Source organism: Streptomyces sp. ADI95-17 (genome assembly GCF_003846175.1).
Classification (GTDB): domain Bacteria; phylum Actinomycetota; class Actinomycetes; order Streptomycetales; family Streptomycetaceae; genus Streptomyces; species Streptomyces sanglieri.
The window spans coordinates 321,415-347,999 of record NZ_ML123045.1; the positions used below are offsets into that span (position 1 = coordinate 321,415).

The following is a 26,585-nucleotide window of genomic DNA, read 5'->3' on the forward strand; positions in this document are numbered from 1 at the left end:
GGGCTCAGTCTGTCCCCACCTGCCCTCACCCCGCGGAGTCCCGATGAGCACTGCTGCCGCCGCCCCTGCCCGCACCGGAGCGGTCCTCGCCGACCTGCTGCCCGCCGCCAGGCACCGTTACGCCGTCGACACGGCCCTGGTCCTCGGTGGCGCCGCGCTCACCGGCATCGCCGCCCAGATCGCCGTGCCGGTCCCCGGCTCCCCGGTACCGGTCACCGGCCAGACCTTCGCCGCGCTCCTCGTCGGCACCGCGCTCGGCGCCCGCCGCGGCTTCCTCTCCCTCGCGGTGTACGCGCTGGTGGGCATGGCCGGCATGCCGTGGTTCTCCGAGGGCACCTCCGGAATGGGCTTCCCCTCGTTCGGCTACGTCCTCGGCATGCTGCTCGCCGCCTCCGTGGTCGGCGGCCTCGCCCGCCGCGGCGGCGACCGCTCCGTGCTGCGCACCGCGGGCACGATGGTGCTGGGCTCCGCGATCATCTACGCGGTCGGCGTCCCGTACCTGGCGCTGGCCACCGGCATGTCGGCGAGCGCCGCGATCGCGGCCGGCCTGGTGCCGTTCCTGCTCGGTGACGCGCTGAAGGCCGCGCTGGCCATGGGCGCGCTGCCCGCGGCCTGGAAGCTCATCGGCCGCCGGGGCTGATCCCGTAGCTCCCTCCGAAGAGGCTCGCCGGGTCGTGACGCGACACCAGACCGGCGAGCCTCTTCTGTGTCCGGGCGTCGTGGAAGCCCTCGGTCCGGTCCCCGCCGCCGAAGGAGAAGCCGAGCGACCGGCCCAGGGCGCCAGGGGCGAGCAGCCCGGCCACCTCCGCGTACAGGGCCCGCACCGACGCCACGTCCGTACCGTCCAGCGGTGAGAGCAGCCGCAGCAGGAACCCGGCCTCGCGGTAGGGCACCGCGTTGTCCACGGCGGGCCGGGCGGCGAGCGCGCCGCCCAGGTGGTTGAGCTGGACCACGGTCATCATCGGTGCCTTCGGACCGGTCAGCTCCAGCACGCGTGCGGCGAGGTCCCCGTCCAGGCCGTCGAGCACCACGCTGTCGCCGTAGTAGGCGTGCGGGAACGGCGGGTCGCTGTGAATGGTGTGGCTGTCGGCGTACGCCATCTCCCGCAGCGAATCCGCGACGGCCGGACCGATCGCCCGCAGCGGCGCGACCAGCCGCTCGCCCTCGGCCGCGCTGCCGGTGTACGCGACCCGTACCGAGATCACGTACCGCCCGCGCAGCGGCTCCGGCAGCTGCGGGAGGTCGGGGTAGCCGATCGCCGCCAGCGAGGACGTCAGGGTGTCGGGCACGGTCCGGGTCCACTCCAGATAGCGGCCGGCCACCTCGGCGGCGGTCCCGTCCCCGTGGAAGGCGATCGAACCGCCGTACAGCCGCTCGGCCTCCACCAGGCCGATCTCCATGGCGGTCACCACGCCGAGCCGGTGGCCTCCGCCGCGCAGCGCCCAGAACAGATCGGGCTCGCCGGCCGGGGAGACCCGGCGCAGCACCCCGTCGGCCGTCACCACGTCCAGCGCCCGCACATGGTCGGCCGCGTATCCGAACTCCCTGGCCAGGACGGGGAGCCCGCCGCCGAGGGTGTAGGAGACCGCGCCGACCGACGGGGACGATCCGTTCAGCGGGGCGAGGCCGTACGGCACGGCGGCCTCGATCACCTGCCCCCAGGTGACGCCCGCGCCGATCCGGGCGGTGCGGCGGACCGGGTCGATCTCGACGGAGTCCATCCGGCGGGTGCTGATCAGGACCCCGCCCTCGATGGCGCCGGGCTGCCCGTGGCCGGTGGCGTGGACGTGGACCGGGAGGCCGCGCGCGGCGGCGTCGGCCACGGCGGCGCGTACGTCCTCGGCGCGGGCGGCCTCCACGACGAGGTCGGGGCGGATCGCGAAACCGGTCTGGAAGCCGGACGGGGCGGTGGTGGTCATGGAAAGGCTCTCCGATCGCTCGCTCGGTGGCGTTGCAGGGGAGAGCCTTTCCGGTAAACCTGACAACGGCCGTCAGGTATTGACGGGCGTCTTCCCGGCCGCCCGGTTCCGGCGGCCCAGGGCCTCGCGGACCAGCGCGATCGCCACCACCAGCGCCGCGACGAGCAGCGAGAGCAGCACCTGCTCACGTCCGCTGTCGTCGGTCAGCATGTAGACCAGGACGAACGAGATCATCGCGATGGTCGCCCAGGTCAGGTACGGGAAGAGCCACATCCGTACGACCAGCTTCTCCGGCGACTCGCGCAGGATCATGCCGCGCATCCGCAGCTGGGTGAAGCAGATGACCAGCCAGACGAACAGCGCGACCGCACCGGAGGAGTTCAGCAGGAACTGGAAGACGGTGTCGGGCCACTTGTAGTTGAAGAACACCGCGACGAAGCCGAAGACCACCGAGGACAGGATCGCGGCCTGCGGCACGCCCCGCTTGTTCGTCCGGGCGAACGCCTTCGGCGCGTCCCCGCGGCCGCCGAGCGAGAAGGCCATCCGGGAGGCCGTGTAGAGGCCGGAGTTCAGGCACGACAGCACGGCGGTGAGAACGATGACGTTCATGACCTGTCCGGCGTGCGGGATGCCGATGGAGTTGAGGGCGGCGACATAGCTGCCGTCCTTCACGATCGACGCGTCGTTCCACGGCAGCAGCGTGAGCACGATGAAGATCGAGCCCAGGTAGAAGACGGCGATCCGCCAGATCACGCTGTTGGTGGCCTTCTGGACGGCGCGCTGCGGGTTCTCCGACTCGCCGGCGGCGAGGGTGACGATCTCGCTGCCCATGAAGGAGAAGACGACCATCAGCACACCGGTGAGGATGGCGCCCGGCCCCTCGGGGAAGAACCCGCCGGTGTCGGTGAGGTGCGCGAGTCCCGCGCCGGGGTTGTCCGAACCGGGCAGCAGCCCGAAGACGGCGAGCAGTCCGACGACCACGAAGGCGCCGATCGCCACGACCTTGATCCCGGCGAACCAGAACTCGAACTCGCCGTACGACCCGACCGAGACCAGGTTCGTCGCGGTCAGCACCACCATCACGATCAGCGCCCACGCCCACTGCGGGACGCCCGGTACCCAGCCCTCCAGGATCTTGGCACCCGCCGTGGCCTCGACGGCGAGCACCACGACCCAGAAGAACCAGTACAGCCAGCCGATCGAGAAACCGGCCCAGCGGCCCAGCGCCTGGTCGGCGTAGGCGGAGAAGGAGCCCGAGCTGGGGCGGGCCGCGGCCATCTCACCGAGCATCCGCATCACGAAGACGACCATCAGGCCGACCAGCGCGTACGACAGCAGGATGGCGGGTCCGGCGGCGGCGATACCGGCGCCGGAGCCCACGAAGAGACCCGCGCCGATCACGCCGCCGATGGCGATCATCGAGAGATGGCGGTTCTTGAGCCCCGGCTTGAGGCCGTCCGGGGAGTGGGGGGAGTCCGGCTCGGCAGGCCGGTCGACCGGTCCGGCCGTGGTCGTCTGCGACGTCATGGATCGAATCCTTACGTTCTCGGATCACGCGATGAGCGCCCGGCCGCCGCAGTGGGGTGCGACGGCGAGTGATGCATTGAAGCCCGGCGAACGGTAAAAGCGGAACCCCTTCTTCCGAATCGTTGACCCGATCGTTGCCCATGTGGCCCCGCTCACACGGAATCCGCGCAGCGCGGTCACACGGAGTCGCCGCAGGTCCCGGCCGGACCGGCCGGAACGTTCCGACCCCGATGGCGGCTGCCCCGTGTCGCACGTGCCACACTCGGAACATGCGCGTGTACCTCGGCTCGGACCATGCCGGCTATGAACTCAAGAACCACCTCGTCGAGTGGCTCACGGCCCAGGGCCACGAGGCCGTCGACTGCGGCCCCCACATCTACGACGCCCAGGACGACTACCCGCCGTTCTGCCTGCGTGCCGCCGAGCGGACGGCCGCGGACCCGGACAGTCTCGGCATCGTGATCGGCGGCTCCGGCAACGGCGAGCAGATCGCCGCCAACAAGGTCAAGGGCGTCCGTGCCGCGCTGGCCTGGAGCGAGCAGACCGCCGCCCTGGGCCGCGAGCACAACAACGCCAACGTGGTCGCCATCGGCGGCCGGATGCACTCGGTGGAGGAGTCCACCAAGTTCGTCGAGATCTTCCTCGCCACCCCGTACTCCAACGAGGAGCGTCACACCCGCCGCATCGAGATGCTGACGGCGTACGAGACGACCGGCGAGCTCCCCCCGATCCCGGCCCACCACCCGCAGCAGGGCTGACCGGCCCACCCACCCGCTCGCTGTGCCGCCGGCGCCCCCGGCGGCACAGCCATGTCCGCCCCCGTATCCGATCGAGGAGAGCCGCCGCCGTGCCCGAGGGACACACGATCCACCGCCTCGCGGACGACCACCGGGACAGGTTCGCCGGACGCCCGGTGCGGGTGAGCAGCCCGCAGGGCAAGTTCGCCGCGGGCGCCGCGCTGCTCGACGGCCGGCCCCTCACCGACGTGGACGCCCACGGCAAGCACCTCTTCCTCGGCTTCGGGGGCGCCGACTGGGTCCACATCCACCTGGGCCTGTTCGGCAAGCTCGGATTCGGTACGGTCCCGGCCCCGCCGCCCACCGACACGGTCCGGCTGCGACTGCTGAACGAGGAGCACCACGCGGATCTGCGCGGCCCGACGGCATGCGCGCTGATCACCGAGCCGGAGAAGCGCGCGATACACGAGCGCCTCGGACCGGACCCGCTGCGGACCGACGAGGACGGCGAGCGGGCCTGGCGGCGGATCTCGCGCAGCCGGATCACCGTCGCGGCCCTGCTGATGGACCAGAAGATCATCTCGGGGGTCGGCAACGTCTACCGCGCGGAGGTGCTGTTCCGGCACGGGATCGACCCGTACCGCCTCGGCAGGGACCTCACTCGCGCGGAGTGGGACGCGATCTGGGCGGACCTGGCGGTGCTGATGCGCGAGGGCGTGCGGAACAACCGGATCGACACGGTCCGCCCCGAGCACATGCCGGAGGCGATGGGCCGCCCGCCGCGCGTCGACGACCACGGCGGCGAGGTGTACGTCTACCGCAGGGCCCGGCAGTCCTGCCACATCTGCGGCGGCGAGATCCGCACCGCCGACCTCGCCGCCCGCAATCTCTTCTGGTGCCCGGGGTGCCAGAAGCGGTAGAAGGCTCCTGGTGCCCCTCCCGGTACTAGAACCCGCGCGGCAGCCACGGCGCCACGTCGGACAGGAACGCCGACGACGCCTCCGCCAGCGCGCCCTCCCGCAACTCCCGCACCCGCCCGGCCAGACCCAGCGAGCTCAGCGACTCGCCGCCCAGATATGCCGAGCCCAACTCCCTTACCGAGAGCTCCAGATCGGCCGGGTCATCGGTCCGGCGACAGGACGCGACGCCCTTCTCGTCGGCCGTGAGCCGCCAACGCCCCTCGTTCCAGGGGCAGAACGCGTCCTCCACCTCGAACACCACGTCCAGCGGGCCCCGGTACGTCCGGGCCTCCAGCGCCGCACCCAGCTCCACCAGGCGCACATGGAGCGAATCGCGGACCCGGATGTTGCACCGCCGCACGTCCGACACCAGGTGCAGCACCGCGTCGTCGACCGGCCGGTTGCGGGCCACGACCGTCGTCATCAGGTCGATCTCGAAGACGAACCGCCACAGCGCCGCGTACGCCGCCGGGTCCAGGGCGGCCAGGTCGTTGACCACGACGGTGCCCTTGGGGCCGGACGGCTCCCACTCCGGCTTGATGTGGTACGTCACATTGCCGACGATCTCCCCGTCCCGCTCCGCCAGCACGCACTGCTGTGGTGAGGAGCCCTGACGGTTGGCGACCGGGTCGACCATGGGCTTGCGCTCCCAGCCGGGCGCGTGGACCGGGACACCGGGACGGCCGGAGACCAGCCGCTCGTACACGCTCTCGCACGCGGCCATCGCCTCGTCCGGCTTCGCGTGGCGCAGCCGCACCTCGTCCGTGCCCGGCGGCACGTCCAGCCGGATCCGGTCCTTCTCGATCGTCATGGACATCTGCCGCGAGGCGGCGCCGTAGCCGAACCGGCCGTAGATCGCCGGTTCCGAGGCCGTCAGTACGGCGAACGGCTCGCCCAGCGCACGGATGTCGTCCAGCTGCCGTCGCATCATCGAGGTCAGCAGCCCACGCCTGCGGTGCGTGGAGGCGACGCTCACCATCGTGATCGCGGCGGCGGGCACCAGCGCCCCGCCCGGCACCGCGACCCGGAAGCTGAACGCCCCCGCCGTGCCGACCACGTCGTCACCGTCCCAGATGCCGAGCGACCGCTCGTGCTCGGTCAACTGCTCGAACAGCTCGCGCTCCTCGGGAGTCTCCGGGTCCCCGCCGAACGCCAGCTCAAGACACTCGAACCATCGGTTCCATTCGGACGGACGCAGTACGCGAAGCTCAGTAGTCATGGGCCATGCCTACCAGGGGCGAGGCACTGCGGGCGACCCGATTTCGAACGCATTGTCATGGGGTCCCCCTGCACCTCGGGCCGCCGGGTGGATAAGGTCCCCGCAATGGCCCGTCGCGCAGGAGCAGACACGTACCCGGCCCGATTGCGGAAATCGGCGCACCGGGCACGCGTCGCGCTGCGCAAATCCGGTGTCGACTACTTCCGCGGCGACGGATCGGACTGGATCGCGCTGGCCGGTCTGCTGCTCACCATCCCGGCCATCACCTGCGCCACCCTCTTCGACGCGGTGTGGTGTTCCCCGGCCGCGCTCGTCCTGCCGATCGTCGCGGGCGGCCTGCTGCTGCGCCCGGCCAGCCTGCTGGGCCTGTACGCGACCGCCGCCACCGCCCTGATCGTGGAGTCGGTCGCGCTGGGCCCGTACGGCGACGGCCCGGCCCGGGTGACCCCCGGCATCGTCCTGGTGGTCGCGGCCTGCGGCTTCTTCGGGCTGATCCTCGCCCAGTTCCGGGCCAGGGTCGGGGTGCCGTGGCGGCGCGGCGGCACCATGCTCTTCGACCTGCGCGAACGCATCCGGGTACAGAGCGCCCTGCCCCGGCTGCCGCAGGGCTGGCACCGCGAGATGGCGCTGCGCCCGGCGGGCGGGCAGTCCTTCTCCGGGGACTTCGTCGTCGCCGCCCGCACCAACGGCGGACGCACCCTGGAGGCCGTACTCACCGATGTCTCCGGCAAGGGCATGGACGCGGGCTCCCGCGCCCTCCTGCTGTCCGGCGCCTTCGGCGGGCTGCTCGGCTCGCTGCCCCCGCACGGCTTCCTGCCGGCGGCCAACGGCTATCTGCTGCGCCAGGACTGGGACGAGGGATTCGCCACCTCGATCCATCTGGTCCTGGACCTCGATTCGGGCGACTACGAACTCCTGTCGGCCGGGCACCCGCCGGCCCTCCAGCTCCACTCGGGCAGCGGCCAGTGGGAGGAGAAGGCGGCCGAGGGGCCGTTGCTGGGGGTGTACGACGGGGCTGAGTTCGACGCCGTGAAGGGCTCGCTGGCCCCCGGCGACGTGCTGATGCTGTTCACGGACGGCCTGGTCGAGGCGTCCGACCGGGACATCGCGGAGGGCATCGACCGGCTGACCGGCGAGGCCGACCGCTATGTCGCCACCGGCTTCGAGGGCGCGGCCTGGCATCTGATCGAGGCGTGCGCCAAGGACGTCAACGACGACCGGGCGCTGCTGCTGCTCTCGCGCAGATCCTGAACCGCGGGACACCGGCGCCTCCGGGCACGGGCCGACCGGGCCGAAGCCCGCCCCCCCCGTACCCGGAACGCCACGGGTGCCGGCTCAGGCAGGGACCGAGAGCTTCCCGGGTTCGCTGTCACTGTCCTCACCCCGGCCCCGCCCGCCCGGCAGGACGCGGGCCAGCCAGTGCGAGCGCCCGGCCGCCAGCGGTGCGAGCACCGCGAGGAGCAGTACGTAGCCCGCGATGAACGGGGAGAGCCGCTCGTCCAGCCCGGCGGCCGCCGCCATCGTGGCGAGGATCAGGGCGAACTCGCCGCGCGCCACCAGCGTGGTGGAGATGTTCGCGGTGGCCTGCGGACCGAACGAGTAGACCTTCGCGGCGGCGATTCCGGCGCATACGTTCATCACCAGGGTCACCGCGACGGCGGCCAGCACCGGCCACAGCACGGTCGGCAGATCGCCCGGGTCGATGGAGAGCCCGAAGGCGAAGAAGAAGATCGCGCCGAAGGCGTCCCGCAGCGGGTGGACCAGCTTGAGGATGCGTGGCCCGGAGGTCGTGCTGCCGAGCATCAGGCCGACCATGAAGGCGCCGATCGCGTCCGCGACCCCGAACCACTCCGATACGCCGGCCACCAGGACCGCGGCGCCGAGGAAGGAGATGACCAGGAGTTCGTCGTCCCGGGTGTTGATCAGCTTGCCGATGACCCTGGTGCCGAACCGGGCGGCCAGCGCGAGCAGCAGCAGGAAGCCGAAGGCCTTGCCGCCGTCGACCGCCGCGGCCGAGAGGCTGTCGGCGCCCGACAGGATGGGCTGGAGGGCGGCCAGGTAGAGGGCGAGGAAGACGTCCTCGACCACGATGATGCCGAGGATCGGCTTGGTCTCCGGGTTGCCGATCCGGCCCAGGTCGACCAGGACCTTGGTGACGATGGCGGAGGACGAGATGCCGAGCACACCGGCGAGGACCAGCGCCTCGGACGTGCCCCAGCCGAGAGCGAAGCCGAAGCCGAGCCCGGCGCCGACGTTCAGGGCGAGATAGGTGCCACCGGCGATCGCCATCTTGCGGCCGCCGGTCTTGAGGTCGTCGAGGTGGAATTCGAGACCGAGGTAGAAGAGCAGCAGCACCAGACCGAGCGCGGAGAGCATCTCCAGCTCGTGCGGGTCGGCGACGAGCACGATCCCGGGGGTGTGCGGGCCGAGCAGGATTCCGGCCAGGATGAACAAGGGGATGGTCGGCAGTCCGATGCGGCTGCCGACGCGGGCGAGAACGGCGGCAGCCAGGAAGGCGCCTCCCATGGCGATGAGCGTGTCTGCGTGTCCGATGAGCCCGGCCCTTCGTTAGGTCAAGAGAGTGTCAAGAAAGCGTCAGTAATTAGTTTACCGAATGATTGACCTTGCAAGTGTGTACCCCCTCAAGACGCCGGCCCCAGGACCCCCGCCCCGACCTGCGCGGATCCGCCTCCCCCCGGGCGGACCTGGGGTTTTCCCCACCCCCGATCCGCCAGCAGCCGCCATGTTCCCGATCCGCCCGGATCCGTAGGTTCGAATCACGGTCGAAGAAGCGGCCGTCGAGCAACGAAAGGCGGACACCATGGGGCTGCGACGCAGCAGGCAGCGCGCGCAGGGCGGGCAGTACACGGCGGACTTCCACCACGGGCCCGTGCCCGTGGACCTCGCCGTCGAACTGCGCGGTGTCCGCAGGCAGTACGGCCGCGGCGGCTCCGTCGTCCACGCGCTGCGGGGCATCGACCTCGCCCTCCCGCGCGCCACCTTCACCGCCGTGATGGGCCCCTCCGGCTCCGGCAAGTCGACCTTCCTCCAGTGCGCGGCCGGACTCGACCGCCCCACCGAGGGCTCCGTACGCCTCGGCGGCACCGAGATCACCGGCATGAGCGAGAACCGGCTCACCGAACTGCGCCGCACCCGCCTCGGCTTCGTCTTCCAGTCCTTCAACCTGCTGCCGTCCCTCACGGTCGAGCAGAACGTCGTCCTGCCGATGCGCCTGGCCGGCCTGCGCACCGGCTCCGCCCGCAGCCGCCGCGAAGCCACCGAGATGCTCACCCGGGTCGGCCTCGGCGACAAGGGCGGCCGCCGCCCCGCCCAGCTCTCCGGTGGCCAGCAGCAGCGCGTCGCCGTCGCCCGCGCCCTGGTCACCCGCCCCGACGTGATCTTCGCCGACGAGCCGACCGGCGCCCTCGACACCACCACCGCCGCCGAGATCCTCGCCCTGCTCCGCAACGCGGTGGACGGCCTCGGCGCCACCGTCGTCATGGTCACCCACGACCCGGCCGCCGCCGCCTACGCCGACCAGGTGCTCTTCCTCGCCGACGGCGCGATCGCGGACCGCCTGCCGCGCGCCGGTGCCGGGCAGATCGCCGCCCGGATGGCCGCACTGACCGCCCGGACCGTCCCCGCCCACGCAGGAGCAGCAGCCTGATGTTCAGCCCGCACGCCCCGAACGGCCTCGCCCGCGCGGCCGTCCGCTTCAAACCCTCGTCGTTCATCGGGACCTTCGTCGCGCTCCTGCTGGCTGCGGCGATCGTCTCCGCCTGCGGGATCCTGCTGGAGACCGGCCTGCGCGCCTCCGTCCCCGCCGACCGCTACGCCAAGGCCCCCGTGGTGGTCGCCGCCGACCAGCAGATCCACATGACGGTGGGCAGCGGCGACGGCGCGTACGACGCCGCCACCCCCGTACCGGACACCGCGCGACTCCCCGAATCCCTGGTGGGCAAGGCCGCCTCGGCCTCCGGCGCGGCGGCCGCGATCGGGGACGTGAGCTACCCCGTACGACAGGGCGGCACCCCCCTCACCGCCCACGGCTGGGGCTCCGCCGCCCTCACCGGCACACGGCTGCTCACCGGCGAGGCGCCCGGGACCGGCGAAGTCGTCGTCCCCACCGGCACCGAGGCCCGGGTCGGCGAGCGGATCACCCTCGACACCCCCGCGGGCGCACGGGAGTTCCGCGTCGCGGGCACCACCGCCACCGACGCCACCGCCTGGTTCGCCGACCGCCAGGCCGTCGAGCTCTCCGGCCACCCCGGCCGGGTCGACGCCATCGCCGTGCTCGCCACCCGGGGCACCGCCACCGACACCCTCGCCGGCCAGGTGCGCGAGGCCGTCGGCCACACCGCCCGTGCCGAGGTCCACACCGGTGACGGCCGGGGCGCCGTCGAGGACGCGGAACTCGCGGGCGCCACGGAACTCCTCGTGGGCCTCGGCGGATCCTTCGGCGGCGTCGCCACCATGGTCGCCGTCTTCACCGCCGCCGGTACGGTCGCCCTCTCCGTCGGCCAGCGCAGCCGCGAGTTCGCCCTGCTGCGCGCCATCGGCGCCACCCCGCGCCAACTGCGCCGCTCCATCGCCACCGAATCCCTGCTCATCGCCCCGCTTGCCGGAGCACTCGGCTGCCTGCCCGGAATCGCCCTGGCCCACTGGTGGTTCGGGCAGCTCCAGGACCGGGGAGCCATCCCCGGCCCCGTCGATCTGCACGTCTCCTGGCTGCCGCCGGCCATCGCCACGGCCGCCACGATGCTCACAGCGCTGTGCGCCGGATACTTCGCCGCCCGCAAGCCGTCGAAGAGCAAGCCGGGGCAGGCCCTCGCGCAGTCCGCCGTGGAACGCCCCCCGTTCGGCTGGATCCGCACCCCGCTCGGCATCGCCGCCCTCGTCGGCGGCGGAATCTTCGCAGGCGTCGCCGCGTCCACGAGCGGCGGCGACGCGGCGAACGCCGCACTCGGCGTCGTCATGTTCTTCATGCTCGCGGTGGGCCTGCTCGGCCCGCTGATCGCCCGGATCTGCGCCGCCGTCATCGGCCTCCCACTGCGCGCGGCAGGCGCGTCGGGCTCACTGGCCGCCGCCAACTCCCGGACGAACTCGCGCCGCCTGGCCTCCGCGATCACCCCGATCGTGCTCGCCATGGCCTTCTCCTCCACGCTCGTCTTCATGCAGACCAGTGAGGAGCGGGTGATCGCTCACCAGCAGCGTGACGCCATCACCGCCGACCACATCGTCTCCGCCCCGGGCCCACTCGCCTCCGACGCGACCGAACGGGCCGCCGCCACACCCGGTGTCACGACCGCCGTCGGGCTGCTCCGCAGCTCCGTCCTGGTGCCCATCGGATCGGGCGGGGACCGCACGCTCCAGAGCACCTCCGCCCAGGGGATCACCGGCTCCGGCAGCGACCTCGCCGAGGTCCAGGACCTCGACGTCAGGACCGGATCGCTCACCGGCCTGCGGCCCGGCACCGTCGCCATCGACACCACCCTCGCCGGCTCCACGAAGGTCGGCACCGGCGACCGGCTGTCCCTGCGCCTCCCGGACGGCACCAAGGCGAACCCGAAGATCGTCGCCGTCTACGGACGCGGCCTCGGCACCAGCCTCGTCACGTTCCCCGCGGCCGACCTGAAGGCCCACCTGACCTCGCCCTACGCCTCCGACATCCTGGTACGGGCCACCCCCGCCGCAGCGCAGAAACTCACCGCGCTGGGCACCGTCACCGACCGCTCCGGCTACGCCGCCGCACAGGACAAGAACCGCGAGCTCAACGCCTGGGCCAACACCGTCATGGCCGCGGTGCTCGGCGGATTCGCCGCCGTCGCCGCCGTCAACACCCTGGTGATGACCGTCCTGGACCGCCGCCGCGAACTGACCATGCTGCGCCTGGTCGGCTCCACCCGCCGCCAGGTCATGGGCATGATCCGCTGGGAGGCGCTGCTGGTCACCGTGGCCGGCGCCGCGCTCGGTATCGCCATCGCACTGGCCACGCTCTTCCCGATGATGAAGGGCCTGACGGGCGAGTCGCCGTACATCCCGCCGGCCCTGCTCGGGACCTTCGTCGCCGCGACCGTCGGCCTCGGCCTCGCCGCCGCCCTGATCCCGGCCCGGGCGGCCCTGCGCACATCGGCCGCCCGTCCGTAGAGTCGGCCCATGACCGAGCCGCACGCACACCTGACCCTGGCCGAAGTCGAGGCGATCGCCCGCGAGGCCCACGCCGAGCAGCGGGACAAGGCGGGACGCCCGTACACCGAGCACCTTGCCGCGGTCGCCGAGGGAGTACGGATCCGGGGCGGCAGCGACGAACAGATCGCCGCGGCCTGGCTGCACGACGCGGTCGAGGACGACGCGCTGTCGGCCCGGTGGCTCGCGGAGGCGGCGCTGCCGCAGCAGGTGAAGGACATGGTCCTCGCCGTCACCAGACGTGACGGCGAGGACCTCCGTGCGTACACCCGGCGCATCCTGGATACCCCGGGCGCCCTGCTGGTCAAGGAGTCCGACCTGGCGCACAACGCGGACCCGGCCCGCCTCGCCGTGCTGGAACCGGCGACCCGTACCCGGCTGACCGAGAAGTATGCGCAGGTACGGACGATGCTGGGGCTCACCCCGGGCGAATCGCCCGCCGAGCAATCGGTTCAAGCCAACACGGCGAAGGACTGATCCACTTCTCCGCCCGGCTCAGAGCCGGGCGGAGGCCCGCCGGAACGCCCAGTCCATGTCCGGCTCCGTCACCGGGCGCAGCACCCGCCGCACCGGCGGCGTGCACATCAGCGTCACCGCGACCGCCGCGACCACCGAGACGAGGACCAGGCCGACGGGGGCCGCGAGCCAGTCGTAGACGTCGAACACCCCGGCGTACCCGGCTCCCTTGATCAGGAAGCCGTGCAGCAGATAGCCGCAGATCGTGCCGGAGCCGAGCACCGTGAACCACATGCGGCGGCGCGGCACCCAGGCCAGGAAGCCGATGGTGAGCAGCAGCGCGCAGCCGAACATAGCCAGGGTCATCACGGCACCGGACCACCACGGCGCGCCCATCTCCTGCGCGCTGTTGCTGCGGTAGAACCAGCCCAGCTGCATCCGGGGCGCCACCCAGTACGCGAACAGCAGGGCCCCGGCGAACAGCGGCAGCGCGGCCATCCGCACCTCACGCCGGCGCACCAGCTCGAAGTGCTCGGGCTTCAGCCGCAGCCCCAGCACGAAGAACGGCAGGAACTGCAGGACACGCTGGAGATCGAGGTCGTCGCCGATCGTCGGGCAGAGGGAGGCGAGCACGGCGATGACCAGGGCCACCGGCAGCGGATGGCGCAGCGCCTGCCAGATCGGCGTGGTGAGCCGCCAGACGAACAGCGCGATCAGGAACCACGTGAGGTACCAGGGGTCGAGCAGGCTGATCGACCGATCGGCCGTGTCGTCCGCGTACCCCTTGAACAGGGAATACGCCGTCTCGAACACCACATAGGGCACGGCGACGCCGGTGACCAGGCGCTTCACCTTCGCGGCGGACATGTCGAAGGAGCGGGAGAAGTAGCCGGAGACGATGATGAACGCCGGCATGTGGAAGGTGTACGCCACCATGTACAGCGCCCGGGCGGTCCGGCTGCCGTCCATCACCGGTTCCCACGAGTGCGCCACCGCGACGAGCACGATGGCCAGATATTTGACGTTGTCGAAGTAGGCATCACGCCGCTTCGCCGGCGCGGCGCCCGGCGGCTTGTTCGCCACCGGCGCGGGGGGTGGCGCGGTGGCTGTCGTCGTCCCTCGGTGTCTGGGCTCCGACTCCCGGGTCGCCGATGGGAGCGGGGCCCTCTGAAATTCGTTCGGAGCGTGGAACATCTCATGCACCCTAGACGCCCCGATTGCAATTCGTAAAACCGCTCGGAGATATCGAGTGTTCCTGCCCGAATCGAAAGCGAAACCACCGGCAACCGCCCGCTATGCACCGATTCATCCACCTTAAATGGCGCATATCGGCAGGCAGTTGAGGTGCGTGAATTTAATCGCACTTGAAGCTTGAAATTGCATGTGAATGAAGTGTGTGGGTATGGAAACCGTCACATTCGCAAGTCATTGCGAATGATCGATCCACAGTTCACTCACAGGAATGCGGAACGCTGCGCGCGGGCCCGCGGGGCAGGGGCGGAGCGCCGTGCGACCCCTCGTGCGGTTGTGCGCCCCGGGTGTGCGCGGGGGCGCAAGGATGGCGCGATCCCGTCACTTCGATCCGTCACCCGGCAGCGACCACAGGGGAGTTGGTGGCACGATGGACGGGACGGAGGAGTGCTCGGCCGCACACCTCCGGGCCGGCAAGGCGGACCGACCAAGGGTGTGAGCAGTCGTGGCCATTTCACTGTCTGTGGTGTTGATGTTGGCGATCATCCTGGTGGTCCTGATCCGGGGCGGCTCGATCAAGCCCGGGCCGGCGATCGTCGCGGCGCTCTTCGGCTTCTTCCTGGCATCGACCGGCATGGCGCCGTCGATCAACAGGTTCATGAACTCGATAGCGGAGACCATCAACCAGATCTCCTTCTGACTCCGGCCGGTCCGCCGCCCGCGCTCCGGCGCGGGCGGCGGACCGCGCACGGGCGAAGCACATACGGAACGCAAAAGGCCCGGTCCGGCGAGGAATTCGCCGGACCGGGCCCAAGCATGGAGCGGGCGACGGGAATCGAACCCGCGTAGCTAGTTTGGAAGACTAGGGCTCTACCATTGAGCTACGCCCGCAAAGCCGCACCGCAGGTCCGGGGACCGGCGGCACGTGAAGCATCGTAGCGGGTCGCGGACGCTGCCCGCACACCCGATCGCGGCCACCCGGTGTCGTGTTCGGTGACGCCCGCGCAAATCGGCCGATGCACTGCCCGACTGCATGTACCCTACGTGTCGCACCGACGGGGTGTGGCGCAGCTTGGTAGCGCGTCCGCTTTGGGAGCGGAAGGTCGTCGGTTCGAATCCGGCCACCCCGACCACCGGCAAGATCCAGGGACCATCGCAAGCAGGACCGAGCAGGATCCAGGGGCCACCCGCAAGATCGCAGACCACGGGCAAGATCGCATTGTGGGAGTCCGACTCCTTGCCGTTACTATGCAAAATGCGTGCCCGTGTGTCTGATGTACCGGGCTCGGTCCGCGAAGCCGCCTCCAGTGCGGTGGAGCAGAACCCCAAGAAGTCAGCCACAAGGAGACCGAACCGTGAAGAGCGCCGTGGAGACCCTGAACCCGACCCGGGTTCGGCTCACTGTCGAGGTGCCCTTCGAGGAGCTCAAGGACAGCCTCGACGCGGCGTACAAGAAGATCAACCAGCAGGTCACGGTGAAGGGCTTCCGCAAAGGCAAGATCCCTGCCCGGGTCATCGACCAGCGCTTCGGCCGCGGTGCGGTGCTGGAGGAGGCCGTCAACGACGCCCTCCCGAAGTTCTACACCGAGGCCGTCAACGAGGGTGAGCTGAACGTCCTCGGCCAGCCCGAGGTCGACATCACCGAGCTGAAGGACGGCGAACTGCTGGCCTTCACCGCCGAGGTTGACGTACGCCCCGAGATCGAGATTCCGGACTACTCCGGCATCGAGGTCACCGTCGACGCCCTTGAGGTCAGCGACGAGGACGTCGAGAAGGCCGTGGAGCAGCTCCGCGAGCGCTTCGCCTCCACCAACCCGGTCGAGCGCGCCGCCGCCGAGGGCGACGTCGTGACGATCGACCTGCAGGCCAAGGTCGACGGCGAGGTCCTGGAGGACGGCGTGGCCGAGGGTGTCTCGTACACCATCGGTTCCGGAGAGCTCCTCGACGGCATCGACGCCGCCGTCACCGGCCTGGAGGCGGGTGGCGAGGCCACCTTCACCTCCGAGCTGAAGGGCGGCTCCGCCGAGGGCAAGGAGGCCGAGGTCACCGTCAAGGTCGCCACCGTCGCCGCCCGTGAGCTCCCCGAGCTGGACGACGAGTTCGCCCAGATGGCGAGCGAGTTCGACACCCTCGACGAGCTCAAGGCGGACAGCCGCAAGCGCCTGGAGAGCACCAAGCAGTACGACCAGGCCACCCAGGCCCAGGAGCGCGTCCTGGAGGAGCTGCTCAAGCTCGCCGAGGTCCCGATCCCGGAGAAGCTGCTCGCGGACGAGGTCCAGACCCGCAAGCACAACCTGGAGCACCACCAGCTCGGCCAGATGGGCCTGACCCTCGACAAGTACCTGGAGATCCAGGGCAAGACGGCCGAGGAGTTCGACGCCGAGACCTCCGAGCAGGCGGTCAAGGGCATCAAGACCCAGTTCGTCCTGGACGAGATCGTCAACAAGGAGAAGCTGAACGTCAACCAGGAGGAGCTCACCGAGCACCTCATGCGGCGCGCTGCTTCCTCCGGCATGAGCCCCGACCAGTTCGCCCAGGCCGTCGTCGAGGGCGGCCAGGTGCCGATGCTCGTCGGCGAGGTCGCCCGCGGCAAGGCGCTGGCCGTGGTCGTCGAGGCCGCCAAGGTCGTCGACACCAACGGTGAGCTCGTCGAGCTGGAGGACGACGAGGACGTGGCGGAGGAGGCCATCGAGGCCGTCGAGGCCGCCGAGGGCACCACCGAGGCCGCTGCCGACGCCGCCGAGGAGAAGAACGAGGCCTGAGCCTCGCGCTGAACCCGAACGACGGGCTCCGGACGCATGTGCGTCCGGAGCCCGTCGCCGTATGGCATACGGTGCCCCACAACCCTTGTGCGGACTGCGGACCTTGCGCTCCCAGCGAACAGTTGCGGAAGCGGGATGGCGTTGTCCTACCTGCGCGTTAGGGTCCATGAATAGGAAGGGCAGGGGAGTCCCCGCCCACCCGGTACGAAGACGCTGAGACGGCCGGAGCCGTCAGAGACGAGCAGGTGGATACGTGACGAATCTGATGCCCTACGCCGCCGGAGAGCCGTCCCTCGGTGGAGGCCTCGGTGACCAGGTCTACAGCCGGCTGCTCGGCGAGCGCATCATCTTCCTCGGTCAGCAGGTCGACGATGACATCGCCAACAAGATCACCGCGCAGCTGCTTCTTCTCGCCGCGGAGCCCGAGAAGGACATCTACCTCTACATCAACAGCCCCGGCGGTTCGGTGACGGCCGGCATGGCGGTCTACGACACCATGCAGTACATCCCGAACGACGTGGTCACCATCGGAATGGGCATGGCGGCCTCGATGGGCCAGTTCCTGCTCACCGGCGGCACCGCGGGCAAGCGCTTCGCGCTCCCGAACACCGACATCCTCATGCACCAGGGTTCGGCCGGCATCGGCGGCACGGCCTCGGACATCAAGATCCAGGCCCAGTACCTGCTGCGCACCAAGCAGCGGATGGCGGAGATCACCGCCCGTCACTCCGGCCAGACCGTCGAGACGATCATCCGCGACGGCGACCGCGACCGCTGGTACACCGCGGAGGAGGCCAAGGAGTACGGCCTCATCGACGAGATCATCACGATCGCATCGGGCGTTCCGGGCGGCGGCGGCACCGGCGCCTGATCCGGTCACCGGATCCGGCCCCACCGCCCCGCACACCTCTCGTACGCCGAGACACCCAGCCACAGAACGCCACCAGGATGGTGAACACCCACATGAACAACTTCCCCGGCGCCTCCGCGAGCGGCCTCTACACCGGCCCGCAGGTGGACAACCGCTACATCGTGCCGCGCTTCGTGGAGCGCACCTCGCAGGGCGTGCGTGAGTACGACCCGTACGCGAAGCTCTTCGAGGAGCGCGTGATCTTCCTCGGCGTGCAGATCGACGACGCCTCCGCCAACGACGTCATGGCGCAGCTGCTGTGCCTGGAGTCGATGGACCCGGACCGGGACATCTCGATCTACATCAACAGCCCCGGCGGCTCGTTCACCGCGCTCACCGCGATCTACGACACGATGCAGTTCGTGAAGCCGGACATCCAGACGGTCTGCATGGGCCAGGCGGCCTCCGCCGCCGCGGTGCTGCTCGCCGCGGGTACGCCCGGCAAGCGGATGGCGCTGCCCAACGCCCGTGTGCTGATCCACCAGCCGTCCTCGCAGACCGGCCGTGAGCAGCTCTCCGACCTGGAGATCGCGGCCAACGAGATCCTGCGGATGCGCACCCAGCTGGAGGAGATGCTGGCCAAGCACTCCACCACGCCGATCGACAAGATCCGCGACGACATCGAGCGCGACAAGATCCTGACCGCCGAGGACGCCCTCGCCTACGGTCTCGTCGACCAGATCGTGTCGACCCGCAAGAGCGCGGCCGGAGCGGCCGCCTGACGTCCGCCTTCACCCCTTGGCACACCATGTTCGCCCGGTCTCTGCCGTGTGAACCGTGCCAAGGGGGGCCCGAACAGGGGGCAAGGCAAGGTACCGTCGGATAGAGGCACCAGGAGCCGCTGAACCAAGCTGCTCCCAGGCGAAGGGGAAGCACCTCGTGGCACGCATCGGTGATGGCGGCGACCTGCTCAAGTGCTCGTTCTGCGGAAAGAGCCAGAAGCAGGTGAAGAAGCTCATCGCGGGACCCGGTGTGTACATCTGCGACGAGTGCATCGATCTCTGTAACGAGATCATCGAGGAGGAGCTCGCCGAGACCTCCGAAGTGCGGTGGGAGGAACTCCCCAAGCCGCGCGAGATCTACGAGTTCCTCGAGGGGTACGTCGTCGGGCAGGAGCCCGCGAAGAAGGCCCTCTCGGTCGCTGTGTACAACCACTACAAGCGGGTCCAGGCGGGCGAGAACGGCGGCGCGCAGGGCCGTGACGACGCCATCGAACTGGCCAAGTCCAACATCCTGCTGCTGGGCCCCACCGGCTCCGGCAAGACGCTGCTCGCGCAGACGCTGGCCCGCATGCTCAACGTCCCGTTCGCCATCGCCGACGCGACGGCGCTGACGGAGGCCGGCTATGTCGGCGAGGACGTCGAGAACATCCTGCTGAAGCTGATCCAGGCCGCGGACTACGACGTCAAGAAGGCCGAGACCGGGATCATCTACATCGACGAGATCGACAAGGTCGCCCGCAAGAGCGAGAACCCGTCGATCACCCGCGATGTCTCCGGCGAGGGCGTCCAGCAGGCCCTGCTGAAGATCCTGGAAGGCACCACCGCCTCCGTACCGCCGCAGGGCGGCCGGAAGCACCCGCACCAGGAGTTCATCCAGATCGACACGACGAACGTGCTGTTCATCGTGGGCGGTGCCTTCTCCGGCCTGGAGCGGATCATCGAGTCCCGGGCGGGTGCCAAGGGCATCGGCTTCGGCGCCACGATCCGCTCGAAGCGGGAGATCGAGGCGAGCGACCAGTTCCAGGAGGTCATGCCGGAGGACCTGGTGAAGTTCGGGATGATCCCGGAGTTCATCGGCCGGCTGCCCGTCCTGACCTCGGTCCACAACCTGGACCGCGAGGCGCTGTTGCAGATCCTGGTCGAGCCGCGCAACGCGCTGGTGAAGCAGTACCAGCGCCTCTTCGAACTCGACGGCGTCGAGCTGGACTTCGACCGCCCGGCCCTGGAGGCCATCGCCGACCAGGCGATCCTGCGCGGCACCGGCGCGCGGGGCCTGCGGGCCATCATGGAGGAGGTCCTCCAGTCCGTGATGTACGAGGTGCCGTCCCGCAAGGACGTCGCCCGGGTCGTCATCACGGCCGACGTCGTCCGCAACAACGTGAACCCGACCCTGGTCCCGCGCGAGCCGCGGACGATCGGCAAGGGCGACGGCGGGCGGCACGAGAAGTCCGCGTAGCGGTAGGCATACGGAAAAGGGGCGCCCGGCCAGGTGAACTGGCGGGTGCCCCTTCCGTGTTGTGACAGCTACTTCTTGACGCGGATCTCCTTGCGGAGGTCCGTCGTGATCTTGGCGGCGGTGTCCTTGTCCACGCTCCCCCCGACATTGCCGGGGGAGACCATCGCCATGGTGCTGTAGTCCGACCAGGCGCAGAACCAGTCGGTCTTCAGCTTCTTGGTCATGACGTCCGTGCCCGTGGCGGCCTGGCACTTCATGATGCCGTTCTCGAACCCGGACGGGGATACCTCCTCCGGGCTGCCGATGAGCTCGGTCTTGTTGTCCTTGTTCTCGGACGCACTCTTCTGCAGAGTGGCGAAGAACGCGTCCAGCGCCTTGGCCGGATCGCTGATCTTGCCGTACGCGCCGATGAAGGAGATGCCCTTCGCGGTCAGGAGGCTCGGGTCGTTGGGGTTGTTGGGGTCGAGCTTGGTGAGATCCGCCGTCGAGTAGATCCCGGTGACGGTCCTGCCGTTCTCGATGCCGCTGTTCGTCAGTTCCTTCGTGACCTTGTTGTCCTGCTGCTGGCTCGCGCCGTCCTTGCTGGCGCGCTTGTACTCGCTCAGCACCGTCGCCGGAGTCGTCAGCGTGTGTGGCCCGTCGTCGCTGAGACCGCCGCCACCGCCGGTCAGGAAGTACACACCGCCGCCGATGACCGCCAGTGCCACGATCACGCCGCCGATGATCAGGCCGGTCTTCTTCTTCGGCTCGGCCGGGGGCATCGGCATCGTGCCGTAGGCCGGCTGGCCGCCGTACGGGGGAGTGGGGGGCTGCTGGCCGTAGGGGCCGGGCTGCTGGGCCTGGGGGTAGCCGTAGCCCGGCTGGGGCTGCTGCTGGGGCGGGACACCCTGGGGGGCCTGCTGGGGGTAGCCGTAACCGGGCTGGCCCTGCGGGGGCTGCTGGCCGTACGGGCCCGGCTGCTGGCCGTACGGTCCGGGCTGGCCCTGGGGCTGCTGGCCGTACGGTCCCGGCTGGCCCTGGGGCGGGCCACCGTAGGGTCCGGGCTGGCCCTGGGGCGGCTGGCCGCCGTACGGGCCCGGCTGGTTGTAGCTCATCTGCGGTGTCCCCTGTTCGGAATGCTTATGCGTTCCGAACATCCTGGCGGAAGGCCCGCCCGGATGGAGCACCGGGAGTCACACCGTTACTCAACAAACCGGTTTCAGTGCATGACTGTGACGGCCCTAAACTGTCCCCCGTGACCGAGAACACTCAGCAGACGCCAGCCAGCAACCCCGAACTGCCGACCCAGTACGCACCGGCCGAGGTAGAGGGGAAGCTGTATGAGCGCTGGGTAGAGCGGGGTTACTTCGAAGCCGACGAGCACAGCGAGAAGCCGCCGTACTCCATCGTCATCCCGCCGCCGAACGTCACGGGCAGCCTGCACCTCGGGCACGCCTTCGAGCACACGCTGATCGACGCCCTCGTCCGCCGCAAGCGCATGCAGGGCTTCGAGGCGCTCTACCAGCCCGGCATGGACCACGCCGGCATCGCCACCCAGAACGTCGTCGAGCGCGAGCTCGGCAAGGAGGGCAAGTCCCGCCACGACCTGGGCCGCGAGGCCTTCGTCGAGCGCGTCTGGCAGTGGAAGAACGAGTCGGGCGGCCAGATCTCCGGCCAGATGCGCCGGCTCGGCGAGGGCGTCGCCTGGTCCCGTGAGCGCTTCACCATGGACGAGGGCCTGTCCACCGCCGTCCAGACCATCTTCAAGCGGATGTACGACGAAGAGCTCATCTACCGCAAAGAGCGCATCGTCAACTGGTGCCCGCGCTGTCTGACCGCGATCTCGGACATCGAGGTCGAGTACCAGGACGACGACGGCGAGCTGGTCTCGATGACGTACGGGGACGGGGACGACACCATCGTCGTCGCCACGACCCGCGCGGAGACGATGCTCGGTGACACCGCCGTCGCGGTCCACCCCGACGACGAGCGCTACAAGCACCTCGTCGGCAAGCAGATCAGGCTGCCGCTGACCGATCGCACGATCCCCGTCGTCGCCGACCACCACGTCGACCCGGAGTTCGGCACCGGCGCCGTGAAGGTCACTCCCGCGCACGACCCGAACGACTTCGAGATCGGCGCGCGCCACGACCTGCCGTTCCTCACGGTCATGGACGAGCGCGCGGTCATCACCGTCCCCGGTCCGTTCGAGGGCCTGGACCGGCTGGAGGCCCGCTCCGCGATCGTCGCCGCGCTGCGCGCCGAGGGCCGGATCGTCGCCGAGAAGCGGCCGTACGCCCACTCCGTCGGCCACTGCTCGCGCTGCAAGACCACCGTCGAGCCCCGGCTGTCCATGCAGTGGTGGGTCAAGGTCGCCCCGCTCGCCAAGGCGGCCGGTGACGCCGTCCGCGACGGCAAGGTCAAGATCCACCCGCAGGAGATGGAGAAGCGGTACTTCGACTGGGTCGACAACCTCCACGACTGGTGCATCTCGCGCCAGCTGTGGTGGGGGCACCGCATCCCCGTCTGGCACGGACCCGACGGAGAGATGGTCTGCGTCGGCCCCGACGACGAGCCCCCCACCGGCGAGGGCTGGACGCAGGACAGCGACGTCCTGGACACCTGGTTCTCCTCGGGCCTGTGGCCGTTCTCCACGCTCGGCTGGCCCGAACAGACCGACAGCCTCGCGAAGTTCTACCCGAACTCCGTCCTGGTCACCGGCTACGACATCCTCTTCTTCTGGGTCGCCCGGATGATGATGTTCGGCCTGTACGTCAACGACGGCGTCCCGCCGTTCGAGACCATCGTCCTGCACGGCATGGTCCGCGACGAGCACGGCAAGAAGATGTCGAAGTCCTTCGGCAATGTCGTCAACCCGCTGGACTGGATGGACAAGTACGGCTCCGACGCGCTCCGCTTCACGCTGGCGCGCGGTGCCAACCCCGGCGTCGACGTCCCGATCGGCGAGGAGTGGGTCCAGGGCTCCGCGAAGTTCTCCAACAAGATCTGGAACGCCACCCGCTTCGCCCTGATGAACGGCGCGACGATCGAGGGCGAGCTGCCGGCCGCCGACGAGATGTCGGTGACCGACCGCTGGATCCTGTCCCGCCTCAACAGGACCGTCGCCGAAGTCGACGCGTACTACGACGACTTCCAGTTCTCCAAGCTCAGCGAGGCGCTGCGGCACTTCGCCTGGGACGAGGTCTTCGACTGGTACGTCGAGCTGTCCAAGACCACGTTCTTCGCGGGCGGCCGCCCGGCCGAGGTCTCGGGCCGGGTCCTCGGCGAGGTCCTCGACGTGATGCTGCGACTGCTCCACCCGGTCGTCCCGTTCGTCACCGAGACGCTCTGGACCGCGCTCACCGGCCGGGAGTCCGTCGTCATCGCCGACTGGCCCACCGACTCGGGCTTCCGCGACGACGCGGCCGAGCAGGAGATCGCGCTCGTCCAGCAGGTCGTCACCGAGGTCCGCCGGTTCCGCTCCGACCAGGGTCTGCAGCCCGGCCAGAAGGTCCCGGCCCAGCTCACCCTGACCGGCACGCCGCTCGCCCCGCACGAGGCGGCCATCCGCCAGCTGCTGCGTCTCCAGCCCGCCGAGGAGGGCTTCCACGCCACCGCCTCGCTGCCCGTCGCGGGGGCCACGGTCGCGCTCGACCTCTCCGGCACCATCGACGTCGAGGCGGAGCGCAAGCGCCTGACGAAGGACCTGGGCGCCGCCGAGAAGGAGAAGGCCCAGGCCCTCGGCAAGCTCTCCAACGAGGCGTTCCTCGGCAAGGCCCCGGACAACGTGGTCGACAAGATCCGCGGTCGGCTCGCCAAGGCCGAGGCCGACATCGAGCGGATCGCCGGTCAGCTGGCGAACCTGCCGCAGAGCTGATGACCTGAGCACGAAGCCCCCGTACCCCTGACCGACCAGGGGCACGGGGGCTTCGCCCGTTCCGCGCGGATCAGGACTCCAGCGCCACCGGGCCCGCGGTCACCGGCTCGGCGTTGCGCCGCGTCTTCGCCCAGCCGTTGCGGCCGCGCAGCATCCGCACGAAGGCCCGCGCCGAGACGACGAACAGGTGGTACGCGTACAGCCACAGCGCCAGGCCCCACACCAGCGACCGGGCGAACGAGGCGTCCGGGGCGTGGTCGCGGCGGTAGACCGGGCCCCACAGGACGAACGGGGTGACCGACACCGCCGCCAGCACCAGGATCAGCGGCCAGTGGTCCAGCAGGGCCACCACCTCGTCCGCGCCCTGCCCCCGCACCAGGCCCACGGCGAGCGCGCCGAACACGAGCACGGTCAGCGCCAGGGTCACCAGATGGGCCAACGGCTGGACGAAGGTGTACAGGGTCTCCAGCACCCCGCGGCCCGGGATGTGACGGGACGAGACGATCCGGGGCGCGTAACGCACGCACTGCAGGTTGCCCTGCGCCCAGCGGGTGCGCTGGGTCAGCAGCCGGCGGGCGCTGGGCAGTGCCTCCTGGGAGACCCAGGTGTCGGCGACATGCGTCCGTCCAGGGTGAGCAGACCGTCCTCGACGACGGACGCGGTATCGGGCGGGGTGTCGGCGGTGCGCCGCAGCCGGGCCCGCAGCATCGGCCCGTGCAGCTGCTCCGAGAGTCCGGGCGTCAGATAGTCGTCGGCCCCGGCCTCCAGGGCGCGGGCCGCGTCCGCCACCCGGTATGTCAGGTCCACCACCGCGATCGGCAGATCGCTCATGTCCCGCACCCGGCTCAGTACCTCCCACGGATCGAGGCCGGGCAGCCGGAGGCTGAGGATCAGCCCGTCCGGGCGGTATTTGTACAGGGCGCGCAGCGCGCCCTCACCGGTGTGGACGACCAGCGTCTCGTACTGCGGGTCGGCACTCACCCGGGCGAGCGCCGGATGCAGGCCGTCGGGTGCGGCGATCAGGATCAGTGGTCGGGGGCGCACATCTCCACCATGCGCCCGCCCGGCGCGTCATGCCGACGGCGCTCCCCGCGTGGGTGAACAGGGCCCGCCACCGGGCGCTGCGTGCGATGTCCGTGCCCATCCGTAGACTGGCCCCGTGAGTGAGCCCCGCCCTTCCGACCGGCATGACGACTCCGATCCCGACGAGACCTTCGCGGAGATCGTCGACGAAGAGACCCAGCGCGACCCCGACCTGGCGGTGATCGAGGCCGGGAGCCGCACGCTGCGCACCCGCTCGGGCCCCCCGCAGGGCGACGAGGTCCCGGCCCGCCCCGCCGACCCCGAGGTGGACAAGGCGCTGCGCGCCGTGGAGCAGGAGCTCGCCGGACGCTGGGGCGAGACCAAGCTGGAGCCCTCCGTCGCGCGCATCGCCGCGCTGATGGACGTGCTCGGCGAGCCGCAGCGCGCGTACCCCTCGATCCACATCACCGGGACCAACGGCAAGACGAGCACGGCCCGCATGATCGAGGCGCTGCTCGGCGCCTTCGACCTGCGCACCGGCCGCTACACCTCGCCGCACGTCCAGTCGATCACCGAGCGGATCAGCCTGGACGGCTCCCCGATCGACCCCGAGCGGTTCATCGAGGCGTACCAGGACATCAAGCCGTACGTCGAGATGGTCGACGCCCAGCAGCCCTACCGGCTCTCCTTCTTCGAGGTGCTGACGGGCATGGCCTACGCGGCCTTCGCCGACGCGCCGGTCGACGTCGCGGTCGTCGAGGTCGGCATGGGCGGCAGCTGGGACGCGACCAACGTCATCGACTCCTCGGTCGCCGTCGTCACCCCCATCTCGCTGGACCACACCGACCGGCTCGGCAGCACGCCCGCCGAGATCGCCGGTGAGAAGTCCGGGATCATCAAGCAGGGCGCCACGGTCATCCTGGCCCAGCAGCCGGTGGACGCCGCGCAGGTCATGCTGAAGAAGGCCGTCGAGGTCGACGCCACGGTCGCCCGCGAGGGCATGGAGTTCGGCGTCGTCTCCCGCGAGATCGCGGTCGGCGGCCAGCTGCTGACGCTGCGCGGCCTGGGCGGCGAGTACGAGGAGATCTTCCTTCCGCTGTACGGCGCCCACCAGGCGCACAACGCGGCGGTGGCGCTCTCCGCGGTGGAGGCGTTCTTCGGGATCGGTGCCGAGCAGCCCGGTTCGCTCGACGTCGAAACGGTCCGCCGGGCGTTCGCCTCGGTGATCTCCCCGGGCCGCCTCGAAGTCGTCCGCTCCAGCCCCACCGTCGTCCTCGACGCGGCGCACAACCCGGCGGGCGCCCGCGCCACCGCCGACGGCCTCTCCGAGGCGTTCGGCTTCTCCCGGCTGATCGGTGTGGTCGGCGCCAGCGGCGACAAGGACGTCAAGGGGCTCCTCGAAGCCTTCGAGCCGATCTTCGCCGAGGTCGTCGTCACGCAGAACTCCACCGCCCGCGCGATGGACGCCGACGCGCTGGCCGCCGTCGCGGTCGAGGTCTTCGGCGAGGACCGGGTCCAGGTGGAGCCGCGCCTGGACGACGCCCTGGAGGCGGCGATCACCCTCGCCGAGGAGGAGGACGAGTACGCGGGCGCCGGGGTGCTGGTGACCGGTTCCGTGATCACGGTCGGCGAGGCCCGGCTGCTTCTGGGAAGGCGCTGACC

The 26,585-nt window shown here is 70.4% G+C and carries 22 protein-coding genes and 2 tRNA genes; 15 read left to right on the forward strand and 9 right to left on the reverse strand.

All coding sequences use genetic code 11. The features are described 5' to 3' along the window. Positions 1-43: 43 nt before the first annotated feature. Positions 44-640, forward strand: coding sequence for a biotin transporter BioY (locus EES42_RS09535; protein WP_124717707.1), 597 nt, complete (start codon positions 44-46; stop codon positions 638-640). Here the strand turns inward: EES42_RS09535 and EES42_RS09540 are convergent. After that, positions 621-1,919 carry an FAD-binding oxidoreductase gene (locus EES42_RS09540; RefSeq protein ID WP_124717708.1) on the reverse strand — a complete coding sequence of 433 codons (1,299 nt, stop codon included), beginning with the start codon at positions 1,917-1,919 and terminating at the stop codon, positions 621-623. The genes EES42_RS09535 and EES42_RS09540 overlap by 20 nt on opposite strands. Before the next feature lie 72 nt (positions 1,920-1,991). Continuing rightward, positions 1,992-3,446: an amino acid permease gene (locus EES42_RS09545; RefSeq protein WP_124717709.1), complete on the reverse strand. Its 1,455-nt coding sequence runs from the start codon at positions 3,444-3,446 to the stop codon at positions 1,992-1,994. Between the two features lie 269 nt (positions 3,447-3,715). Between EES42_RS09545 and EES42_RS09550 the strand changes: the two genes are divergently transcribed. Further along, positions 3,716-4,204: a ribose-5-phosphate isomerase gene (locus EES42_RS09550; protein ID WP_072483643.1), complete on the forward strand. Its 489-nt coding sequence runs from the start codon at positions 3,716-3,718 to the stop codon at positions 4,202-4,204. A gap of 89 nt (positions 4,205-4,293) precedes the next feature. Then, a complete protein-coding gene (locus tag EES42_RS09555) occupies positions 4,294-5,103 on the forward strand; it encodes an Fpg/Nei family DNA glycosylase (RefSeq protein WP_124717710.1) in 810 nt (269 codons plus the stop codon). Positions 5,104-5,128: 25 nt separating this feature from the next. Here EES42_RS09555 and EES42_RS09560 read toward each other — a convergent pair whose 3' ends face one another. Then, on the reverse strand, positions 5,129-6,361 hold the full coding sequence (locus tag EES42_RS09560) for a GNAT family N-acetyltransferase (RefSeq protein WP_124717711.1): 1,233 nt from the start codon (positions 6,359-6,361) through the stop codon (positions 5,129-5,131). Between the two features lie 105 nt (positions 6,362-6,466). Here EES42_RS09560 and EES42_RS09565 point away from each other — a divergent pair, with 105 nt between their 5' ends. After that, positions 6,467-7,612: a PP2C family protein-serine/threonine phosphatase gene (locus tag EES42_RS09565; RefSeq protein ID WP_124717712.1), complete on the forward strand. Its 1,146-nt coding sequence runs from the start codon at positions 6,467-6,469 to the stop codon at positions 7,610-7,612. A gap of 84 nt (positions 7,613-7,696) precedes the next feature. Here the strand turns inward: EES42_RS09565 and EES42_RS09570 are convergent, their stop codons facing one another. After that, entirely contained in the window at positions 7,697-8,887 is a 1,191-nt protein-coding gene (locus EES42_RS09570) for a cation:proton antiporter (RefSeq protein WP_124717713.1), read from the reverse strand. Between the two features lie 295 nt (positions 8,888-9,182). Between EES42_RS09570 and EES42_RS09575 the strand changes: the two genes are divergently transcribed. From EES42_RS09575 to EES42_RS09585, 3 genes are read left to right on the forward strand one after another with little or no spacing between them, the layout of a single operon-like run. Then, a complete protein-coding gene (locus EES42_RS09575) occupies positions 9,183-10,028 on the forward strand; it encodes an ABC transporter ATP-binding protein (protein WP_124717714.1) in 846 nt (281 codons plus the stop codon). Then, the gene (locus tag EES42_RS09580; RefSeq protein WP_124717715.1) at positions 10,028-12,508 is read left to right on the forward strand and encodes an ABC transporter permease; all 2,481 of its coding nucleotides are present in this window, start codon (positions 10,028-10,030) and stop codon (positions 12,506-12,508) included. Before EES42_RS09575 ends, EES42_RS09580 begins: the two co-directional genes overlap by 1 nt. A 9-nt stretch (positions 12,509-12,517) precedes the next feature. Then, positions 12,518-13,024, forward strand: a complete 507-nt coding sequence (locus EES42_RS09585) for an HD domain-containing protein (RefSeq protein ID WP_124717716.1) — start codon at positions 12,518-12,520, stop codon at positions 13,022-13,024. 18 nt (positions 13,025-13,042) lie between these two features. On the opposite strand, the gene EES42_RS09590 is transcribed toward EES42_RS09585, so the two are convergent. Then, positions 13,043-14,197 carry an acyltransferase family protein gene (locus EES42_RS09590; protein WP_124717717.1) on the reverse strand — a complete coding sequence of 385 codons (1,155 nt, stop codon included), beginning with the start codon at positions 14,195-14,197 and terminating at the stop codon, positions 13,043-13,045. 502 nt (positions 14,198-14,699) lie between these two features. Here EES42_RS09590 and EES42_RS09595 point away from each other — a divergent pair. Then, positions 14,700-14,894 (forward strand): hypothetical protein, encoded by a 195-nt coding sequence (locus tag EES42_RS09595; RefSeq protein WP_124717718.1) that lies wholly within the window; start codon positions 14,700-14,702, stop codon positions 14,892-14,894. A 117-nt stretch (positions 14,895-15,011) separates the two neighbouring features. Here the strand turns inward: EES42_RS09595 and EES42_RS09600 are convergent. Continuing rightward, positions 15,012-15,085 (reverse strand) — tRNA-Gly (locus EES42_RS09600). A 165-nt stretch (positions 15,086-15,250) separates the two neighbouring features. On the opposite strand from EES42_RS09600, the gene EES42_RS09605 reads away from it, so the two are divergent. The 5 genes from EES42_RS09605 (at position 15,251) to clpX (ending at position 20,044) form a co-directional block, all read left to right on the forward strand. Further along, a tRNA-Pro gene (locus EES42_RS09605) sits at positions 15,251-15,327 on the forward strand. 222 nt (positions 15,328-15,549) lie between these two features. After that, on the forward strand, positions 15,550-16,956 hold the full coding sequence (gene tig, locus EES42_RS09610; RefSeq protein WP_124717719.1) for a trigger factor: 1,407 nt from the start codon (positions 15,550-15,552) through the stop codon (positions 16,954-16,956). A 265-nt stretch (positions 16,957-17,221) separates the two neighbouring features. Then, positions 17,222-17,827 (forward strand): ATP-dependent Clp protease proteolytic subunit, encoded by a 606-nt coding sequence (locus EES42_RS09615; RefSeq protein ID WP_164495234.1) that lies wholly within the window; start codon positions 17,222-17,224, stop codon positions 17,825-17,827. A gap of 77 nt (positions 17,828-17,904) precedes the next feature. Next, on the forward strand, positions 17,905-18,588 hold the full coding sequence (locus EES42_RS09620) for an ATP-dependent Clp protease proteolytic subunit (protein ID WP_124717721.1): 684 nt from the start codon (positions 17,905-17,907) through the stop codon (positions 18,586-18,588). A gap of 157 nt (positions 18,589-18,745) precedes the next feature. Further along, on the forward strand, positions 18,746-20,044 hold the full coding sequence (clpX, locus tag EES42_RS09625; protein WP_072483632.1) for an ATP-dependent Clp protease ATP-binding subunit ClpX: 1,299 nt from the start codon (positions 18,746-18,748) through the stop codon (positions 20,042-20,044). A gap of 68 nt (positions 20,045-20,112) precedes the next feature. Here clpX and EES42_RS09630 read toward each other — a convergent pair whose 3' ends face one another. Continuing rightward, a complete protein-coding gene (locus EES42_RS09630) occupies positions 20,113-21,138 on the reverse strand; it encodes a hypothetical protein (RefSeq protein ID WP_124717722.1) in 1,026 nt (341 codons plus the stop codon). Between the two features lie 140 nt (positions 21,139-21,278). Between EES42_RS09630 and EES42_RS09635 the strand changes: the two genes are divergently transcribed. Further along, positions 21,279-23,900: a valine--tRNA ligase gene (locus EES42_RS09635; protein ID WP_124717723.1), complete on the forward strand. Its 2,622-nt coding sequence runs from the start codon at positions 21,279-21,281 to the stop codon at positions 23,898-23,900. Between the two features lie 70 nt (positions 23,901-23,970). Here EES42_RS09635 and EES42_RS09640 read toward each other — a convergent pair whose 3' ends face one another. Next, positions 23,971-24,423 (reverse strand): hypothetical protein, encoded by a 453-nt coding sequence (locus tag EES42_RS09640; RefSeq protein ID WP_241196339.1) that lies wholly within the window; start codon positions 24,421-24,423, stop codon positions 23,971-23,973. Between the two features lie 38 nt (positions 24,424-24,461). Beyond that, on the reverse strand, positions 24,462-24,944 hold the full coding sequence (locus EES42_RS09645) for a response regulator (RefSeq protein ID WP_124717724.1): 483 nt from the start codon (positions 24,942-24,944) through the stop codon (positions 24,462-24,464). Positions 24,945-25,059: 115 nt separating this feature from the next. Here EES42_RS09645 and EES42_RS09650 point away from each other — a divergent pair, with 115 nt between their 5' ends. After that, positions 25,060-26,583 (forward strand): bifunctional tetrahydrofolate synthase/dihydrofolate synthase, encoded by a 1,524-nt coding sequence (locus EES42_RS09650; protein WP_124717725.1) that lies wholly within the window; start codon positions 25,060-25,062, stop codon positions 26,581-26,583. Positions 26,584-26,585: the final 2 nt, after the last annotated feature.

Coding starts and splice junctions, on each gene's coding strand:
- EES42_RS09585 (WP_124717716.1), top strand. CDS start 12,518: ATGACCGAGCCGCACGCACACCTGACCCTGGCCGAAGTCGAGGCGATC.
- EES42_RS09565 (WP_124717712.1), top strand. CDS start 6,467: ATGGCCCGTCGCGCAGGAGCAGACACGTACCCGGCCCGATTGCGGAAA.
- EES42_RS09535 (WP_124717707.1), top strand. CDS start 44: ATGAGCACTGCTGCCGCCGCCCCTGCCCGCACCGGAGCGGTCCTCGCC.
- EES42_RS09590 (WP_124717717.1), bottom strand. CDS start 14,197: ATGTTCCACGCTCCGAACGAATTTCAGAGGGCCCCGCTCCCATCGGCG.
- EES42_RS09540 (WP_124717708.1), bottom strand. CDS start 1,919: ATGACCACCACCGCCCCGTCCGGCTTCCAGACCGGTTTCGCGATCCGC.
- EES42_RS09620 (WP_124717721.1), top strand. CDS start 17,905: ATGGTGAACACCCACATGAACAACTTCCCCGGCGCCTCCGCGAGCGGC.
- EES42_RS09575 (WP_124717714.1), top strand. CDS start 9,183: ATGGGGCTGCGACGCAGCAGGCAGCGCGCGCAGGGCGGGCAGTACACG.
- EES42_RS09545 (WP_124717709.1), bottom strand. CDS start 3,446: ATGACGTCGCAGACGACCACGGCCGGACCGGTCGACCGGCCTGCCGAG.
- EES42_RS09570 (WP_124717713.1), bottom strand. CDS start 8,887: ATGGGAGGCGCCTTCCTGGCTGCCGCCGTTCTCGCCCGCGTCGGCAGC.
- EES42_RS09615 (WP_164495234.1), top strand. CDS start 17,222: ATGCCCTACGCCGCCGGAGAGCCGTCCCTCGGTGGAGGCCTCGGTGAC.
- EES42_RS09550 (WP_072483643.1), top strand. CDS start 3,716: ATGCGCGTGTACCTCGGCTCGGACCATGCCGGCTATGAACTCAAGAAC.
- EES42_RS09580 (WP_124717715.1), top strand. CDS start 10,028: ATGTTCAGCCCGCACGCCCCGAACGGCCTCGCCCGCGCGGCCGTCCGC.
- EES42_RS09630 (WP_124717722.1), bottom strand. CDS start 21,138: ATGAGCTACAACCAGCCGGGCCCGTACGGCGGCCAGCCGCCCCAGGGC.
- EES42_RS09560 (WP_124717711.1), bottom strand. CDS start 6,361: ATGACTACTGAGCTTCGCGTACTGCGTCCGTCCGAATGGAACCGATGG.